The sequence below is a fragment of the Amorphoplanes digitatis genome, from assembly GCF_014205335.1.
Classification (GTDB): domain Bacteria; phylum Actinomycetota; class Actinomycetes; order Mycobacteriales; family Micromonosporaceae; genus Actinoplanes; species Actinoplanes digitatus.
In genome coordinates this window covers 6,189,904-6,208,419 of the sequence record NZ_JACHNH010000001.1, presented here as the reverse complement: position 1 = coordinate 6,208,419, position 18,516 = coordinate 6,189,904, and the positions used below count along the sequence as shown (strand labels likewise).

Below are 18,516 nucleotides of genomic sequence, written 5' to 3'. Positions count from 1 at the left end.
CACTCGTTCAGCGGCTTTGCGACCAGCCTTTTGCCGGATCAAGCCCTCCTTGGCGACTCCGCGGATCTGCGCAATTGTCGCGGAGGGCCCAGCCTCACTGAGATGTACCGTGACGACGGTTGGGTTCAGATTCATGCCGCCAGCGCCTACCATCGCTCGCAGTCTGTTCCCATCGACGGCCAATTCTTCGTCGACCGGGGTACCGAGTTCGGCGAGAATGCCTCGGGTGAAGGTGATGGCATCTGCGATCGGCAGCGCCAAAGTGATATCCGTCTCGAATATGTCCGCACGCATTCGGCGTGCGGCGAAACCCGCTCCCCGGGCAGTGGACCCGGTGCCGATTGAACCCAAGCCTCGGGCCAGCAGTTCGGATTCTTCTGAGGTCAGATCGTGGGTCATTGTGCGTTCCTAGCGGATGTTGTGCCCTCTCAAGGAGGCGCTGACCAAGTCGCAGTTCGGATCATGAGGGACGTCAGGTACCTCAATCAACGGGTGAGCTCACGACCACCAGCTTGGTTTCCGCCGGCTGGTCGAAAGCCTACAGGTGCTCATTGAGGCGATCTTGATGATGCTCCGCAGTCCGACTGACCGCGCGAAAATACACGCGTTCATTCCGTGGGCGACATCGTACGGGCATTCGGCTGCCTCCGTTGCTGAAATCCTCTTCTGCGTCAAAGAGCCCGGCCGTGGGGTGGATTCGTGACCCGGGCGGTCGCCCTGTCAGTAGGCAAGAACATTTGGCAGAAGGCCGTCGACCGGGCGCCCACATGAGGAGCAGCGCCCGCGGTGTTCGCGCAACCGCGTGCACATAGACCCTGTTTGTACAGGTCAAGCTGCACTGAGGCCAACGCTGGGCCGTCGGGTGGGTGCATGCATGCGGGCTCCCTCGAAGCCGGTCGTTCCGACCTTCAGATGCATGTGATTCACGTCACAGCAATTCGGGCAAGCGACGGCAGTGACGCCGACTGTGGATGAAACTCTGCCGCTTCTGGGCCTCCGCACGATGCTGGATGACCTTTGGTGTTGATCGGCTCAAGATCGACTCATAAGCTCCCCGGGCGCTGGGCTCCATCAGCGCCGTCATCGACGCTTGAACCAATGAGAGGTTTTCCTTGACCATGCCAAGATCTCCCTTGTGGAGGACCCGATCCCAAGGCTGGCTCGGGAAATCTCTGAGCATTCTCGTTTTCAGTGCCACGGTGCCTGTCGTTATCGTCGGCGCGTCTGGTGCGGCATCGGCGGAATGCGCCACGCTGGCCAAGCCGGACGTGAGATCTGCGAGCAAGCTCGCTCGTTCGTGCGGCAAACCCGTGTCGGTGGAATCAGTACGCAATTTCACATATCGCCTGATGGCGAACGTTGACGGTTCGTTTACCAGCACCGAGTGGACAAAGCCTCACTGGATGCGTAAGAGCGACGGTACCTGGCGCGATGTGGATACGACATTGCGTAAGAACGTCGACGGCTCGGTGTCGCCCATCGCTTCGCCGTACCCGGTCACCTTGTCGGGCGGCGGAGACTCGATTCTGGCGAGGCAGGTGAGCAACAAGCAGGAACTCGTCTGGAACTGGACGGCGGGTACGCTGCCCAAGCCCAAGCTGTCTGACTCGACCGCCACCTATGCCGAGGTCCTGCCCGGCGTCGACCTGTTGGTACAGGTCGACGGCTACGGCTTCTCCGAGGTGCTCGTCGTCAAGAATGCGGTAGCTGCGCGCAATCCTGCGCTGTCTCAGGTCAAATTCGCCTTGTCGGGCGATGGCCTTTCCGCGGCGGGTCTTGCCGGTACGGCGGGCAGCGTCAACGCGGCCATCAGCGAGAACTTCACCGTGGGCGAGGCCTACATGTGGGATTCCGCGCGATCCGACGTGCCCATGCCGACCTCCGCTCCCGCCTCGGACGTGAAGGACGCGACGATCAGTGACGCCGGCGGGCCCGGCAACGGCGCAGCTCAAGCGGTGGTCCCGATGCGTATGGACGGCACCACTCTCGTCCTGTCGCCCGACACCGCCATGCTGACTTCGCCGGTCACCAAGTTTCCCGTGTACATCGACCCCAAGTCCAGCGCGCCGGTGCGCTCTTACTGGACGATGATCAATAGTGGTCACACGACGCAGTCGTACTGGAACTACGACCGCAGCAGCCATGCGAAGGTCGGCAACGCCGGCGACGGCACGAACATGTACCGGTCGCTGTTCCAGTTCTCCACCTCGGCGTGGAAGGGCAAGACGGTCACGGCTGCGGAGTTCCACGTCGACCTGGAGCATTCATGGTCGTGCAGCAATACCAGTACCCAGATCCACGTCCTTTCGAATGCCACGATCGGGTCCGGCAACACGTGGTCGAACACCTCCTCGTCGACGATCTGGGGTTCGTCCCTCGACACGGCGTCGAATGAGAACTGCGACGACGCGAGCGGTGTCGACACCGAGTGGCAGTCCGCGGCGCTCACCTCTGCCGTCAACGGCAAGGCGTCGGCAGCCAGCATCGTCGTCGGCCTGCGGGCTGCCGACGAGTCATCGGCCGCCAACGGCTGGAAGAAGTTCGACGAGACGTCCGGAGCCGGCGGCGCGCAGCTGTCGGTGACCTACAACACTGCCCCCAGCGCGACTAACCTGGTCCTGGACGGGGTGGCCTGCAAGACCAGCAGCAGCCCGGCAATCTTGTCGACGCTGGGATCACCCGCTCACAACCCGGTCCCCAAGTTGACCGTCACGGATGCTGAGGGCGACAAGTCGACCGTCACCTTCACCTACCCCAAGGCCGGTGGCGGAACCACGACCTCGTCGGTGGCCAACGTGACGAGCGGGGCCTCTGCGCAATTGGTCGGCGGGATTCCGGCGGCGAACATCCCCTCGGGTACGACCGTGTACTCCTGGTCGGTTTCGGTCACTGATGGCGTCAAGGCGTCTGCGGCAGGGCCGTGTTACTTCAGGATCGACAACACGATTCCCGCACCGCCGACGGTCACCTCCGCCGACGGCGTATACGTCGACGACGATGCGCTGCACGGTGGCGTGGGAAAGCCGGGCAAGTTCACCATCACTGGAACCAAGGGCATCAACAAGTACGTATGGGGCCCAGGCCCTGCCAACCCTGCCAACACGGTGACGACGACCGACGGCGCCCCGGTCACGGTCTCCTACACACCCACCGTAATGGGCAGCAACTCGATCCAGGTCATCGGCTACAACGCGGCCGGTACCGCGTCCGCGATGGGCGGGAAGTCATTCCTGGCCAATGGCCCGGCGGCCCCGACCGACGTGTGGGCGCTCGACGGCGACGGTAGTGACTCGGCGTCCGGTGCTCGTCCGCTGACCACGACCGGGGTCACCTGGACGCCCGATGGCCGCAGCGTCGGCGCGAGCGTCGCGACGTTCAACGGGACGTCCTCTGCCGCGACGGCGGCCACGTCCGTGGTGACCGACACGTCGTTCGCGGTCTCCGCATGGGTACGCCCCCGTGCCATCAACGGCGCGAATGACACGGCCATCGTGTCGCAGGACGGAACAGACGCCACCGGGTTCACCCTCGGCATGCGCTCGGTAAGCGGAGCAGCCCGCTGGTCGTTCCTCATCAAGGACACGTCGGCGCAGACCAGCACCACCCGCGCCGCCTATTCCGCGACGGCGCTGACCAGCGCCGATGTCAACCGCTGGGTGCTGCTGGTGGGTGTGTATGACATCTCCGCCGCGCAGCTGCGGCTGTACGTCAACGGAACGCTTGCGGCCACCACCACCTCTGGCGCGACGCCCTGGAAGGCAACCGGCAAGTTCGTGGTCGGGCGGGGGATGTCCAGCGGCGTTCCGGGGCTGTGGTTCAACGGTGACGTCTCCGGCGTACGTGTCTGGGATCGTGTCGTCTACCAGAGTGATGTCAACGATCTGGGCACGGCTTCGCTGGCCGGTGACTGGACGCTGAGCGATGCCGGCGGCTCCGACAACACCACACGGCACCCCGTGACGTTCTACAACGGACCGACACCTGCCTTCGACGAACTGAACGCCACGCCGGCGCTCGGCTTCGACTCGGCATTGAAGCAGTTCGGTCTCGCATCCGGTCCTGCGGTGCGTACCGATACGTCGTACTCGGTATCGGCGTGGGTGCAGCCCGCCGTGGTGTCCACCACGTCCGCGAACGGCTACATGACCGCGGTTTCCCAGGACGGAACACAGACCTCAGGTCTGCAACTGCAGTTCCGTTGGGACATCGGCACGCCCGACACCGCACAGTGGTGCATCACGGGCCGATCCACGGACGTGAGCAGCCACAGCGTCAGCCCGCCACCACCGGCAACGCCGATGGCATGTGCCCGGATTCTCAACGGCACGACGGTGCTCACTCCTGCGGCGAACACCTGGACACACCTGGTCGGTGTTTATGACGCGAACGCCGGTGCGCTCAAGCTCTACATCAACGGCGCTCTCCAAGCCACTACGCCCTATACGGCGACGTGGAACGCGGCGGGCCAAGTCATGATCGGCGGTCGGCGAGACACCGGTACGACCGGTGGTCGTGGGGATTACTGGCACGGCGCTCTGGACAGCGTGAAGCTCTTCAACGGGTCGCTCACCGACGCTCAGATCACCAACTTGTACCAGTTCGGCGACGCCTTCTACCAGAACAACTGACACACCCCTTTCCGGCTGGGCCGCGTCCGTCAAACGGCGCGGCCCAGTCCATAACCTCCCCACGCGGCCCAAATAAAAGGGCGAACTTGCGGGAGTCTCCAATTCGCTACCCGGGCGGGATTCGTTTCACAGCCCCTCGGTTTTGACGAATCCGCGCTAATCCGCACGTGCAGGCTGTCCTCCCAATGAACGGCGTGCATCTGTCCGCCGTACAAATCCCTCGGATGGAAGAGGAAGTAGTGGACCCAGTGAGTTCGCGCTATCGAACTGTGGCCCGTGGCATTCTCACCGCTGGGCTCAGCGTAGCCCTGAGCGTGTGGGCCGGCGGTGCTGCGCCGGCCTTTGCCGATGTCAGCAAGCCGGCGAAGCTGACCGCGGAAAAGACCCGCAGCGTTTCGCCTGGTAAAGCGAAGAAAGCAAAGAAGGCGCCGGCCGATCCCGCGGCCGCGGCCGCGGTCGAGAGCGCTCCGCCGGTCGACTGGCCGGTCGCCTCAGACGCAACGGTCTCGTTGGCCTCGGCATTGTCGGGCAGCGCCAACTCCGGGGTCCGGGTCGGCGCTACCCCGGTGAGCGTCGGCGTACCTACTACTCCAGGCAAGCGTGGCGCCACGTTGTCGGCGGGTGCCAAGGCGGCTGTCCCGTCGTCGGTGCGCGTCAAAGTCCTTGATCACGCCACGGCTCAGAAGCGCGGGCACGCACTCATGCTCGAGGTGGGCCGCGCCGACGGGAAGGCGGACGCCGGCAAAGTCAATGTGTTCGTGGACTATGGCAAGTTCCGCGAGGCATACGGTGCAGGCTGGGCCGACCGGATACGCCTTGTCGAGTTGCCGGCATGCGCCACAACCACGCCGGCTGACGCGTCCTGCCAGCCGATCACTCTGCCCTCGGCCAACGACACCGCCACCTCCACGGTGACTGCTACCGTCGAGCTCGCCCCCGCCGGCCCGGCCGGAGCGACTGAAGCTGCCCCCACCGCGCGGGCCCTGGCCGCAGGCGGCGCCGTTTCTACGCTGGCGTTGACCGCCGGTCCCTCCGGCTCGGCCGGTGACTTCACCGCTACGCCATTGAAGGCCTCCTCCACCTGGAGCGGCGGCTCGCCGTCCGGCGACTTCACCTGGTCGTACCCGCTGCGCGTGCCGCCGCTCGCCACCGGGCCGCGGCCCGACATGGCGCTGAAGTACTCGTCGCAGTCGGTGGACGGGCAGATGGCTTCGTCGAACAACCAGCCCGGCTGGATCGGTGAGGGCTTCTCCTACCACCCCGGATCGATCACACGCAGCTACAAGGCCTGCGCCGACGACATGGGCGGCACGGCCACCAACAAGACCAAGACCGGCGATCTCTGCTTCGGTAGCTGGAACGCGACACTGTCGATGCCGGGCCACTCGGGCGAACTGATTCGCGACGACACCGACGGGCACTACTCGCTCAAGGACGACGACGGCTCCAAGGTGGAACGGCTGACCGGCGCCACCAACGGCGCCAACGGCGGCGAATACTGGAAGATCACGACGTCGGACGGCACCCAGTACTTCTTCGGACTCAACCGCATCGCCGGTTGGGCAACCGGGAACCCGACCACCAACTCGGCATTCACGGTGCCGGTGTTCGGCAACAACCCCGGCGAACCGTGCTACAACGCCACCTTCGCCTCAGCTGCCTGCAACCAGGCATGGCAATGGAACCTGGACTACGTCGTCGATACGCACGCCGGCACGATGTCGCTGTGGTACACCCAGGAGACCGGCAAGTATGCCAAGAACCTGACCAGCAGCTCGATCGCGTCGTACACGCGCGGCGGTTACCTGACCCGAATCGACTACGGCACCGACCAGCGCACGTCGGGCAAGGACAGCGACCTGTCCACCACCAAGGCTCCCTACAAGGTCGACTTTGCCGTAGCGGACCGCTGCGTGACCCCCGGGTCCACCTGTACCTCGAGCACACCGAACAACTGGCCGGATGTGCCGTGGGATCAGAACTGCACGTCGACCACTTCATGCACTGACTACTCACCGACGTTCTGGTCACAAAAGCGGCTGGACAACGTACAGACTTCTGTCTGGAACGCGTCCACGACCGCCTACGACGCGGTGGAGAAGTGGACGCTGCACCAGACGTATCCCGACCCGGGCGACACGACCCGTGCCGGCCTGTGGTTGTCGTCGATCTCGCATTCGGGCTTGTACGGCAGCACCGTCACACTCCCCGATGTCAAGTTTGCCGGTATCCAGCTGCAGAACCGAGTGGACACCGCAACAGACAACACGCCGAAGATGAACTGGTGGCGGATCTCGTCGATCACCACCGAAACAGGCGACCTGATCGGCGTCAGCTATTCGACCCCGGATTGCACGGCCGGATCCACACCAGCGCCAGACTCGAACAAGTCGCGCTGCTACCCCGGCTACTGGACCCGCGCCGGCGAGACGAAACCCCGGATCGACTGGTTCCACAAGTATGTCGTCACCGCTATCTCAGAGAATGACCAGACCGGCGGCGCTCAGCGCGTCTTCACCTCCTACACCTACGGCACACCAGCTTGGCACTACGACGAGGACAACGGGCTGGTACCGGAATCACGCAAGACCTGGGGTGACTGGCGCGGGTACGACTGGGTCACCACCACCGTCGGTGACACCGGTGACCCGCAGACAAGCACCAAGGTGCACTACTTCCAGGGTATGAACGGCGACAAGACCTCAACCGGAACCCGGTCGGTCCAGGTCACCGACTCGACCGGTACGAAGGTCGACGACGAAGACATGTACGCCGGGATGAAGCGCGAGTCGTTCACCTACAACGGGCCGGGCGGTGCCGAGGTGTCCGGCGTGATCGAAGACCCGTGGAAGTCCGCGGCCATCGCGACTCGGACCGTCAACGGTTTCACCGTGTCGGCCTACCGCACCGGCACCGCGGCCACCCGCTCGCGCGTCGCCCTCGACGGTGGGCGCGGAGCGCGGCGGACCGAGAGCGTCTACACGTTCGACGGCTACGGCATGCCGACGCAGGTGTGGAACAAGGGTGACCTCGCCGTGACCGGCGACGACACCTGCGAGATCACCACCTACAACCGGAACACCACGGCCAACATCCTGGAGACGGTCGGCCGCATCCAGAAGTACGCCAAGCCCTGCGGCACGAACCCGGCCAGCCAGGACGACGTCATCTCCGACGTCGAGAACAGCTTCGACAACCAGGCGTACGGGACCGCGCCCACCAAGGGCAACATCACCAAGGTGCAGACCGCCAAGGTGTGGACCAGCGCCACCAACATCACCTGGCTGACCACCTCCGCCAGCGTCTATGACGCTCTCGGCCGAGTCACGGACGCCACGGATGTGCGGGGTAATCACACCCTGACCGCATATACGCCGGCCACCGGCGGGCCCGTCACCTCCGTGAAGATGACGCAGAACCCGCTCGGCTGGACGACCACCACCGAGCTCGCGCCCGGCTATGGGCTGACCACCGGTGCGGTCGACGAGAACAACAAGCGGACCGACACCACCTTCGACGGGCTTGGCCGTCAGACCGCGGTCTGGTCGCCGACCCGGGCGAAGGCCACCCAGACCGCCAACTCCACCTTCGACTACCAGATCAGCCAGACGGCACCATCGGTCGTCACCACCAAGGTGCTCAACGCGGTCGGCAACTACGTGCCGACCTACAACTTCTACGACGGGTTGCTTCGGCCACGTCAGGTGCAGGAGATCGCGCCCGGCGGCGGTCGCACCGTCACGGACACCTTCTACAACTCGGTCGACGAGACGGTCAAGACCAGCGGTCCTTACTACAACGGGGCGGCGCCGGGCACGACGCTGTTCCCGACACCCATCGACCAGAACGTTCCCATGCAGACGGTCACCGCGTTCGACGGTGCCCGCCGGGAGATCAACACGTCTGTGCTGTCGATGGGGATCACGCAACGGCACACCACCACGGTGTACGGCGGCGATCACACCGATGTCACCCCGGTTGCTGACGTGGAACCCGCGTCAGCGGGAACTCCGACATCGACGATCACCGACGCGCTCGGCCGAACCGTGGAGACTCGCCAGTACCCGGGCACGACCGTCTCGGGAACGCAGTACAACAGCACGAAGTACGGCTTCAACCAGAAGGGAGAGAACACGACGGTCACCGACAGCGCCGGCAACCAGCGGAGCTACAGGTACGACCTGCTCGGCCGGAAGATCAGCTCTGCGGACCCGGACTCCGGCACGACGTCGGCCACCTACAACGACGCCGGTGACGTCACCAGCACCACCGACGCGTTGAATCAGACGCTGTCGTACGACTACACCCTGCCCGCCGGATACGCCGACCCGAGAGGCCGTAAGACCGCGTTGTGGCTTGGGGCGATCGGCACCGGCACCAAGCTCGCCACCTGGACCTACGACACCCTCGCCAAGGGCCGGACCACGTCGTCGAGCCGTTGGGCCGGCGCGAGCGAGTACAAAACCGCGATGCTCGGCTACAACCACCTCTACCAGGCGGCCGGCGCCACCATCACCATCCCCGCTGCCGAGGGAGCGTTGGCCGGCACCTACACATTCAGCGCGACCTACAACCTCGACGGCACGGTCAACAGCGAAAGCATCCCGGCGACCAGCGATCTGCTCGCCGAGACGCTCAACTACGCCTACGACTCGACCACGGGACGCGCCTACAGCCTGAAGACCAACTACGGTGGCGTCACGAAGCAGATCGTGCTGTCCACCCAGTACACCAGCTTCGGCGAGCCGGCGGTCACGACCTTCGCCGACAGCAGCACGGCGCCGTGGGCGCAGCAAGCGCTGACCTACGACCCCGCAACACGCCGTCTGGCCGGGGCCAAGACCCTCAAGTCGACCGCTTCGAACATCGTCGGCGACGTCCATTACACCTACAACGCGGCCGGCGACATCATCTCGTCCGCTGACACACCCAGCGGCGGCACGGCGAACACCCAGTGCTACACCTTCGACGGGCTCCATAGGCTCACCAGCGCCTGGACGCCGAATTCCGGTGAGTGCGCCACGACGCCATCGGTCGCCGGCCTGGGGGGTGCCGCCCCCTACTGGAAGGCGTGGACCTTCGACGGTACGGGGGTCGCGGGCTCGACCGGCAACCGCCTGACGGAGACGACGCACACCGCCGGCGGCGACACCACTGTCACCTCGGCATACAGCCAGCCTGGTCACCCACATGGTGTCAGCGCGACCACGACCACGACCGGTGGCACTCAGACCGGGACGGCGAGCTACGTCTATGACGCCAACGGCAACACGACCAGCCGCCCGGGCAGCCGGGGTCAGCAGGCCCTGCGCTGGGATGCCGAGAACCACCTCAGCTCCTTGACCGACAGCAGTGGCACGCATTCATACGTCTACAACGCCGATGGCAGCCGTCTGCTCGCGCGCGATCCATCAGGCGCGACGCTGTACGTCGGATCGGTGCAGCTGCGGTTGACCACCAGCACGGCGGCCAAGACGGCGCAGCGGTACTACACCTTCAACGAACGGGCCGTCGCTCAGCGCACCGCCGCAGGCGTGCAATTCCTCACCGGCGACCCGCACGGAACCAGCCTCATCGCAATCGACAATACCGCCACTCAGGCAGTGACCAAGCGATACCAGGACCCGTACGGCAACAGTGTCGGCACCGCGGTCGCCTGGATCGGCACCAAGACCTTCGTCGGCGGAGATCAAGATCCGACGGGGTTGGAACACATGGGTGCCCGCGAATACGACGCAGGTCTCGGCCGATTCATCAGCCGTGACCCCGTCTTCGATGCCACCGACTCCCAGCAGATCAACGGGTACGCCTATGCCAATAACAACCCCATCACCAAGAGTGACCCCTCAGGCTTGATGCCGATCATCGATGCATACGGGTCGACGCCCTACATCAAGCCGGCAACTCAGTACGAGAAGCCAAAGGGATCCGTCAGCGGAGGCTCCAGCAACTACGCGCGACCGAAGCCGCCGTTTATCGGACCCGTGCGGCCGGCGCCGACGTTCCGCGCGAAACCCCCGCTTCCCGGACAGCTGTTCTACAGCTGCGCTACCAATCCCTGGGTCAGCGACGGAGCTTCCGGCGTCGGTAAGGTCACCGACGCCATGACCGGCCTCGAGAAAACCCGAGAGAATCTGGAGAAGGGGCTCAAGGACCTTCCGACGAAGCAGCAGCGCTCGGCCGCACTGCAGGGCCGTAACTGGATGCGAGACGAGAAGGGCGCGCTCTGGACCCTGTCAAAGGGCAAGTGGGCGAAGTACGGCAGCAATATCGGCCATGGTGCGATGATCATCGGTGCCGTCTCCACCTACGCCGAAGAGATCGAGGAAGGCAAATCGCAAGGGCAGGCCATCACGGCTGGTGCTGCTTCAGGCCTTGGTGGTTGGGCTGGTGCTGAGGTCGGTGCCGTCTGGGGTGCATCGCTGGGCACGATGGTCTGCCCGGGCGTGGGCACAGTGATCGGCGGCGTCATCGGTGGCGTGGCCGGTGGCATCGCCGGCGGTTACTTCGGCCAAAAGCTGGTTGACCTGTCCTGGAAGCACCTATTCTGATGCGCTGGAAATTAACTTGCCCCTGGCGGGCAGAGGGGAATGCGTTCCATGAATGTTGCTGAGTCCGCAGATTCCCAGGTGCCGATGATCGTTTCGACTGCCATCCTGGTGTTCATTCTGCTCGGGAATCTCTACATCCTTCCCGGATGGTGGGCCGGCACCCGGTCGGTTTTCCTGGGAAAGCATCACGAGCGGACGCTTGTCGCGGCGATTCTGGTCATTTCTTCGATGCTTGCCATCGGCGCCATCGCAACCCTGGCAGATAACGGTTTCATCGGTGAGACCCTGACGCGAATATTGATCGGTGTGCTGGCCGCAGTGGTTGTGCTGTCAGCCATCAGCGCCCTATCACTCTATTGGTTCAACCAGCCGAAATTCCTCGTCCCCCCGCGTTTGCGGAGGGAGCGGGGAAGGTGGCGACAGAACCGCAAGGGTTAGGGTAAACAGCAATTCCGGGCCGTGTCACTGGAACTTCAGTGGCACGGCCCGGTGCCGTCCCGTAGTACTGAAACGGCGCAAAACCAAAATTCCGACGGATTGAACGACGGCCGTGCTTTTGCTTGCTGAGGTGATCTCAGCGACTTTGCGGTAGGTATTTGTCTACCACCGCTGGATCCGCCGGCATCGTGGGTGTGTGCGCGCCGGAGCCCGGAATGGGCAGTCGGCAGATCACTCGGGTGCCGGTCGGCGCGTGCGGGGTGATCGTGGCGGTGCCGCCGAGTTCGGCGCAGCGTTCCCTGATGCTCGTCAGGCCCATGCCGGGGCGGTAGTCCGGCGGCAGCCCGCGGCCGTTGTCGCATACCTCGACGTGGATGTCCTCGGCGCACCAGATGCGCACGTCGCAGACCGATGCCTCGGCGTGGCGTACGACGTTCGTGAGGGCCTCGGAGACGATGCGGTAGGCGGCGACCTCGACCGACGCCGGCAGGCGGTCGGCGCCGAGGGCGCAGTCCAGGTTCGTGCGCACGCCGCCGCCGAGGCTGGCCACCATCTCGCGCACCGCGGCGTCCAGGCCGAGGTGGTCCAGGATGATCGGGCGCAGCCCGTCGACGAGCCGGCGGATGTCCTGGATGACCGAGCGGTGGATCTCGGCGAGCTCGGCGAGGATGCGGTCGGTCGCGCCGGGGTCGGTGCGGATCAGTGAACGGCTGAGTTCTAGGCGCATCGACGCGGAGGCGATGGTGGGGCCGAGGCCGTCGTGGATCTCCCGGCGCATGCGGCGGCGTTCCTCTTCGAGCGTGGTCACCTTGCCTTCCAGCGAGCGCTGCAGGCGTGCCGCGAGCAGCAGGCTGTGCGCGGTGGCGCTGACCTGTTGGGCCAGCCCCTGGAGCAGGCGGCGGTCGGAGGTCCCGAACGGCTCCCGGTCGGGCCCGGGATCGAGCACGAGGCGCCCGATCCGCTCGCCCTCGTGGACGAGATCGATCGAGGTCGGCGTCGGCCCGGGCCGGCCGTGGCCGCTGGAGACCAGGTCCAGGCCGGGCATCTCGACGGCGGCGTGGGAGAGCCGCAGGGTCCGTACCAGGGTCGCGACGAGCTGGTTCAGCACCACCTCGGCGGATTCCGCCGACCCGAGGCGTTGCCCGAGCTGTCGCAGCACCTCGTACGGATCCTCGCGCTCGCCGTAGACGAGCCGGCTGACCACGCGGCGCAACGAGGTGCGCGCCGCCGAGAACGACAGCGCCATCACGAGGGCGATGAGCACGGGCACGGGGTGAAGCTCGGCGTCGAGGCTCGCGCTGATGCCGGCGGCGGCTCCTAAGTAGACGATTATGAGGCCGGCGGTCACCAGCCCGTATATCAGCGAGCGGCGCGGGATGATCTGGATGTCCCACAACCGGTAGCGCAGGATCGTCACGCCCTGTAGCAGCTGCACCGGCACATACATCAGGGTGAAGTAGTCCCAGCTGACCAGCGGGCGCCCGGTGATGAGCTCCGGGATCCGGCCGAGCAGCAGGTACCCGGTGGCGAGCGCGGCCACGCCGTAGCTGATCAGCCGCATGCGCTGCCGCTCGACCGGGTCGCGGGTGAGCACGTAGCTCACCACGAGCGCCGCCAGCACCAGCACCGGGAAGAGTGCGGCGGCCGGCACCGATACCGACACGAGCAACCAGGACCGCCGCAGGCCGGCCGATCCGGGCAGCATCACCGCGACCGCGCCGGCATAGGCGAGGAACGGCAGGGCGAACCCGCCCGCGACCAGCCACGGCCGCCGGCGCAGCACGGGCCACGGCCGGGGGAACGAGGCGACGAACAGCAGCATGCACGCCCACACCAGGCAGTTCGCCACCTCCGCGACGGTGGTGACCCACAACCGGCCCGTCGCGACATCGATGACCTGGGTTCCGTACCAGAGCGAGGACGAGTAGCCGATGAACTGGAGCACTCCGAGGCTGTACAGCGCGATCGCGGCCGGGTCGCGGGGGCGCCGCGCGATGAGCAGCGACCCGAGCAGCATCGCCATGCCGACGTACGGCAGGGCGGCGGCGTGGTGTGCGACGAGCGTCCAGAACGGATAGTCGGTGAGTGTCACGGGCACGCTGATCCGCGACCCGTCGCGTATCACGTCGTAGACGACCTCGTCGCCGATGCGGGGTGCCGGTCCGTCCGGCGCGGCGGCCGTCAGTGGGCGGCCGTCGACGGCGGTCACGAGATCCCCGGCACGCAGCGCGCGGCCCGTGCCGACGGCGTCGGCGACCTCGACGGCGCCCGGGTGCCAGGCGTGTGACGCGGTGGAGACCACGCTGCCGTCGGACGGATGTCCGGCCCGCGCCGCCCAGAGCCAGCCGAGCGCGAGCACACAGCCTGCGAGCGCGACCACCATCCGTACGGCCCAGGCGCGCTCGGCGCGCGGACCGGTTGGCGGTGTGCCGGGGTCTGCCATCGCTCCTCCAAGAGGGATGTGTGCCAACATCGGGGAGGTAGCGCCACTGACGTACGGCTGGAGGACTCGTGCCCGAGAGCGGCCCGGACGAACGCCTCCTACGCGTACTGATCGCCGACGACCACCCCATCTTTCTTGCCGGGATGCAGTTGACCCTGGAGAGTTACCCGGGTCTGAGGTGTGTCGCGGCGGTGACCACCGGCGCGCAGGCCGTACGGGTCGCGCTCGCCGAGCGTCCGGATGTGGCCGTGCTGGACATCAACATGCCTGATCTGTCCGGTGTGGTGGTTGCCCGGGCGATCGCCGCGGACGCGCCCGGTGTCGGTCTGCTGATGCTGACCATGCTCGACGACGACGAGTCGGTGTTCGCGGCGTTGCGGGCGGGTGCCCGCGGCTACCTGCTCAAGGGGTCGACCCCGGACGAGGTCGTCGCGGCGATCCGGGGCGTGGCGGCCGGCGGTGCCATCTTCGGGCCGAGCATCGCCGCGCGCATCGTCGACTACTTCACCGCGGGCCCGGCGGTGTCCCGCGGCGAGGCGGCCGGCGGGGCGGCGGCGTTGCCCGCGCTGTCCGAGCGCGAGCGGCAGGTACTGACGTTCCTCGCCGACGGCGAGTCGAATCCGGCGATCGCCGGCCGGCTCAATCTGAGCCCGAAGACCGTGCGCAATCATGTGTCGACCATTCTCGCCAAACTGCACGTCGCCGATCGACGCCAGGCGATGCTGCGCGCCCGCGACGCTGGCCTCGGCTCACCCCGTGCGGGGTGAGCCGAGGGCCGGTTCATCGGTTGCCGGTGGCTGCCGCTCTGCGGCGTGAGAGGGCGTCGACGCTTGCGGCCAGCAGCAGGATGAGGCCGGTCACGATGAATTTGACGCCGGAGCTGTAGCCCATCAGGCCCATGCCGTTGTCGATGACCGCGATGACGGCGCCGCCGATGACGGCGTCCATGACGCGGCCTTTGCCGCCGAAGAGGCTGGTGCCGCCGATGACGGCGGCGCCGACGGCGTAGAGCAGGACGTTGCTGCCGCCGGAGTTCGGGTCGACGGAGTTGGCGCGGCTGGCCGCGATGATGCCGCCGACCGCCGCCATGAAGGAGCCGATGACGAACACGGAGATGCGGATCCGGTCGACGGGGATACCGGCACGGCGCGCGGCTTCCTTGTTGCCGCCTACCGCGTACACGTGTCGGCCGTAGGTGGTCCGGCCCAGGATGAAGGTCCAGACGATCAGGAAGACCGCGATGATCGGGGCGACGATGGGTACGCCCTTGACCGAGCCGCTGATCAGCGGGTTGATGCTGCGTTCCTGGGTGAGGACCGCGACCGCGGAGAACAACAGGATGGCGAGGCCGCCGATGCGGGCCAGCACGACGCCGATGGGGTCGGTGACCAGGCCGCGGGTGGCGCGGCTGCGGACCTGGGCGAATTCGACCAGGGCGTAGCCGGCGACGGCGGCGATGGCGAGGATCCAGCTGACCGCCACGGTCATGTTCTTGTTGGCCAGGGCCAGCACGAACGGGTCGCGGATGGAGATGTTCTTACCGCCGCTGAGCAGGACCAGCAGGATGCCTTGGAAGGCGAGGAACGCGGCGAGGGTGACCACGAACGACGGGATACCGACCTTGGAGACCAGGAAGCCGAGGATGAAGCCGATGACCAGACCGGTGGCCAGGGCGGCGGGGATGGCGGTGTACCACTGCCAGCCGTGATCGGTCAGCAGGATCGCCATCACCGCGCCGCAGACGCCGCTGGCGTAGCCGGCGGAGAGGTCGATTTCGCCCAGCAGCAGGACGAAGACCAGGCCCATCGCGATCAGGGTGACCGCGGCGCCCTGGGAGAACAGGTTGGCGAAGTTGAGGGCGCTGAAGAAGGTGGGGCGGGCGATGCCGAAGATCAGGCAGAGCACGATCAGCCCGAGGATGGCGGGCAGGCTGCCGATGTCGCCGCCGCGTACCCGGCCCCAGTAGTCGTGCAGGTGGCTAGCGAGGGTCGGCTTGACCACCTGGACGCCGGCGCTGATCGTGGTCGGCGAGCCCACTTCGACGTGGCCGGCGGTCGACGGCTCGGACACCTCTGGGCCGAGGCCGGGTTGAAGATTGCTCATCGGACGGCTCCCGGGGGCGTGATGTCGATGATGTCGCCGTTGAAGTCGGAGGGCTTCTCGGGGGGCAGGCCGAGGTTGCCGCTGCGCCCGGAGGTGATCAGTTCGACGATCTGGGAGTGCGTCACGTCGGCGGTCTTGACCTGTGCCGTCATCCGGCCGAGGTAGAGCGCGGCGATCCAGTCGGACACCGCGACGACGTCGTTCATGTTGTGCGAGATCAGTACGACGCCCAGGCCGTTGTCGGTCAGCCGGCGCACGAGCTCGAGCACCTGCGCGGTCTGCGCGACGCCGAGGGCGGCGGTGGGCTCGTCGAGGATGACGACGCGGCTGTTCCAGAGCACGGCCTTGGCGATGGCGACGGTCTGTCGTTGGCCGCCGGAGAGGCTGGCGACGAGCTGCCGGAGTGATTTCACGGTACGCACGGAGAGGCCGGCCAGGGTGTCGCCGGCCATCTGTTCCATGGTCGGCTCGTCGAGCACGATGCCGCGTACTTTCTCGCGGCCGAGGAACATGTTCTGGACGATGTCGAGGTTGTCGCAGAGTGCGAGGTCCTGGTAGACGACTTCGATGCCCAGCGCGGACGCGTCCCGGGGGCTGTGGATGGCGACCTGGTTGCCGTCGAAGATCACCGTGCCCGCGTCGATGGTGTAGATGCCGCTGATGCATTTGACCAGCGTCGACTTGCCGGCACCGTTGTCACCGACGAGTGCGGTGACCTCGCCCGGATAGACGCTGAGGCCGACGTCGTGCAGGACCTGTACGGGACCGAAGCTCTTGTCGATCCCGCGCAACTCCAGAAGAGGTGTCGCGGCCACGGTGGTACTCCTTCGCTTAGTGACCGGGTGTCTCGTCCGTGGCTCGGCCACTCGCGATCGGGTGGAGGGACCCGACTTCGGCGCCGCCCACGCCCGCAGGGATGGGCGGCGCCGAAGTCAGCGGTCGGAGAACTGGCCCGTCGACAGCTGCTGGGTCAGCTGATGCCGTTGTCCGTGCAGAGCTTGGCGAAGTCGGCGGTGCAGAGCTCGGCCTTGGTGACGAAGCCGTCGGCGACGACGTCCTTGACGCTGTCCTTGTAGATCGCCTTCGGGACCAGCAGGACCGCGGGAACGGTGGCCTTCGACTCCGGGTCGGTCACGGTCTGACCGGTCTCCTTCTTCTCGCCCTTGGCCAGGCCGATGGCGAGCTCGGCGGCCGCGTCGGCCTCCTGCTTGATGGCCTTGTAGACCGTCATGCACTGGTCGCCCACGAGGATGTTCTGCAGACCCTGAACGGTCGCGTCCTGGCCGGTGACCGGGACCTTGCCGTTGAGGCTCTGCTTCTTGAGGACCGAGATGACCGCGTTGCCGAGGCCGTCGTTGGCGGCGAGCACGCCCTTGATGTTCTTGTTCTCGGTCAGCATCTGCTCGAAGATGGTGCCGGCCTGAGCGTTGTCCCACTCCGGAACGGACTGGTCCGGGCCCTTGACGTAGTCACCCGAGTCGTACTTGGGCTTGAGGACCGAGTCGTAGCCCTCCTTGAACAGGGTGGCGTTGTTGTCGGTCGGCGAGCCGTTGAGCTCGGCCACGACGGGCTTGCTGGCCTTGTTGTCGGTCAGGCACTTGACCAGGCCCTCGCCCTGGAGCTTGCCGACCGCCACGTTGTCGAAGCTGACGTAGTAGTTCGCGCCGCCGCTGAGGGTGAGCCGGTCGTAGTCGATGGTCGCGATGCCGGCGGCCTTGGCCTTGTCGAGGACCGCCTTGCCGGTTCCGGAGTCCAGGTTGACGATCATCAGCACCTTGACGCCGCTGGAGATCATGCCGTCCGCGATCGTCTGGAACTGGGTCTTGTCGCCCTGCGCGTTCTGGATGTCGACCGGCACGCCGGCCGCGTCGAACGCCGCCTTCAGGTACGTGGTGTCCGCCGTGGCCCAACGCGCCGAGCTCTGGGTGTCCGGCAGGATGACGCCGACCTTGCCGACCGACGAGCCGCCGTTGGTGCCGCCGTCGGTGCCGCTGTCGTCACCGCACGCGGCCATGCTGCCGGTGGCGAGCAGACCCGCTGCCGCCAGGGCGAAAAGTCCCTTACGCATTTCTTGGTCCCTTTCAGTAATCGGACATTCGACTGAATTCAGTAGCGCCCATCGCCGAAAGTTTCGGTGCTGGGAATGCTGAGAGGGGGATGGTTTGTTGTGCTCGGCAACATTTTCTCATCATGACGCTCAGCGCAAGCATTGGCGCGAGTGGATCTTGTTCCTTGGAATAACAATCTGGCAACACGGGGGCCGTGCCGCGTTTCACCGCGCACCACACGAATTGCGCATCGGCGGGCGTCCCCCCGGGTCGGCGATGTCGCCTTATAACGGACGACCGCCGGG

At 66.2% G+C, this 18,516-nt stretch carries 10 protein-coding genes; 5 read left to right on the top strand and 5 right to left on the bottom strand.

Features of this window, described 5'->3' with window-relative positions; genetic code table 11:
• Positions 1–102 precede the first annotated feature (102 nt).
• Positions 103–345, top strand: coding sequence for a hypothetical protein (locus tag BJ971_RS27200; RefSeq protein WP_184996034.1), 243 nt, complete (start codon positions 103–105; stop codon positions 343–345).
• Positions 346–928: 583 nt separating this feature from the next.
• Here BJ971_RS27200 and BJ971_RS27195 read toward each other — a convergent pair.
• Positions 929–1,120 carry a hypothetical protein gene (locus BJ971_RS27195; protein ID WP_184996033.1) on the bottom strand — a complete coding sequence of 64 codons (192 nt, stop codon included), beginning with the start codon at positions 1,118–1,120 and terminating at the stop codon, positions 929–931.
• Between the two features lie 79 nt (positions 1,121–1,199).
• Here BJ971_RS27195 and BJ971_RS42320 point away from each other — a divergent pair, with 79 nt between their 5' ends.
• From BJ971_RS42320 to BJ971_RS27180, 3 genes are all read left to right on the top strand, one after another.
• A complete protein-coding gene (locus BJ971_RS42320) occupies positions 1,200–4,628 on the top strand; it encodes a LamG-like jellyroll fold domain-containing protein (RefSeq protein WP_184996032.1) in 3,429 nt (1,142 codons plus the stop codon).
• A gap of 224 nt (positions 4,629–4,852) precedes the next feature.
• Positions 4,853–11,179 (top strand): RHS repeat-associated core domain-containing protein, encoded by a 6,327-nt coding sequence (locus BJ971_RS27185; RefSeq protein WP_184996031.1) that lies wholly within the window; start codon positions 4,853–4,855, stop codon positions 11,177–11,179.
• 48 nt (positions 11,180–11,227) lie between these two features.
• Positions 11,228–11,617: a hypothetical protein gene (locus tag BJ971_RS27180; protein WP_184996030.1), complete on the top strand. Its 390-nt coding sequence runs from the start codon at positions 11,228–11,230 to the stop codon at positions 11,615–11,617.
• A gap of 136 nt (positions 11,618–11,753) precedes the next feature.
• Here BJ971_RS27180 and BJ971_RS27175 read toward each other — a convergent pair whose 3' ends face one another.
• The gene (locus BJ971_RS27175) at positions 11,754–14,060 is read right to left on the bottom strand and encodes a sensor histidine kinase (protein ID WP_184996029.1); all 2,307 of its coding nucleotides are present in this window, start codon (positions 14,058–14,060) and stop codon (positions 11,754–11,756) included.
• 68 nt (positions 14,061–14,128) lie between these two features.
• On the opposite strand from BJ971_RS27175, the gene BJ971_RS27170 reads away from it, so the two are divergent.
• Positions 14,129–14,827, top strand: a complete 699-nt coding sequence (locus BJ971_RS27170; RefSeq protein WP_203709290.1) for a response regulator transcription factor — start codon at positions 14,129–14,131, stop codon at positions 14,825–14,827.
• 13 nt (positions 14,828–14,840) lie between these two features.
• On the opposite strand, the gene BJ971_RS27165 is transcribed toward BJ971_RS27170, so the two are convergent.
• From BJ971_RS27165 to BJ971_RS27155, 3 genes are all read right to left on the bottom strand, one after another.
• Complete coding sequence (locus tag BJ971_RS27165; RefSeq protein WP_184996028.1) at positions 14,841–16,163, bottom strand: sugar ABC transporter permease; 1,323 nt, start codon at positions 16,161–16,163, stop codon at positions 14,841–14,843.
• Positions 16,160–16,978, bottom strand: a complete 819-nt coding sequence (locus tag BJ971_RS27160; protein ID WP_184996027.1) for an ATP-binding cassette domain-containing protein — start codon at positions 16,976–16,978, stop codon at positions 16,160–16,162. The genes BJ971_RS27165 and BJ971_RS27160 overlap by 4 nt, the downstream gene beginning before the upstream one ends.
• Before the next feature lie 155 nt (positions 16,979–17,133).
• Complete coding sequence (locus BJ971_RS27155; RefSeq protein WP_184996026.1) at positions 17,134–18,231, bottom strand: sugar ABC transporter substrate-binding protein; 1,098 nt, start codon at positions 18,229–18,231, stop codon at positions 17,134–17,136.
• Positions 18,232–18,516: the final 285 nt, after the last annotated feature.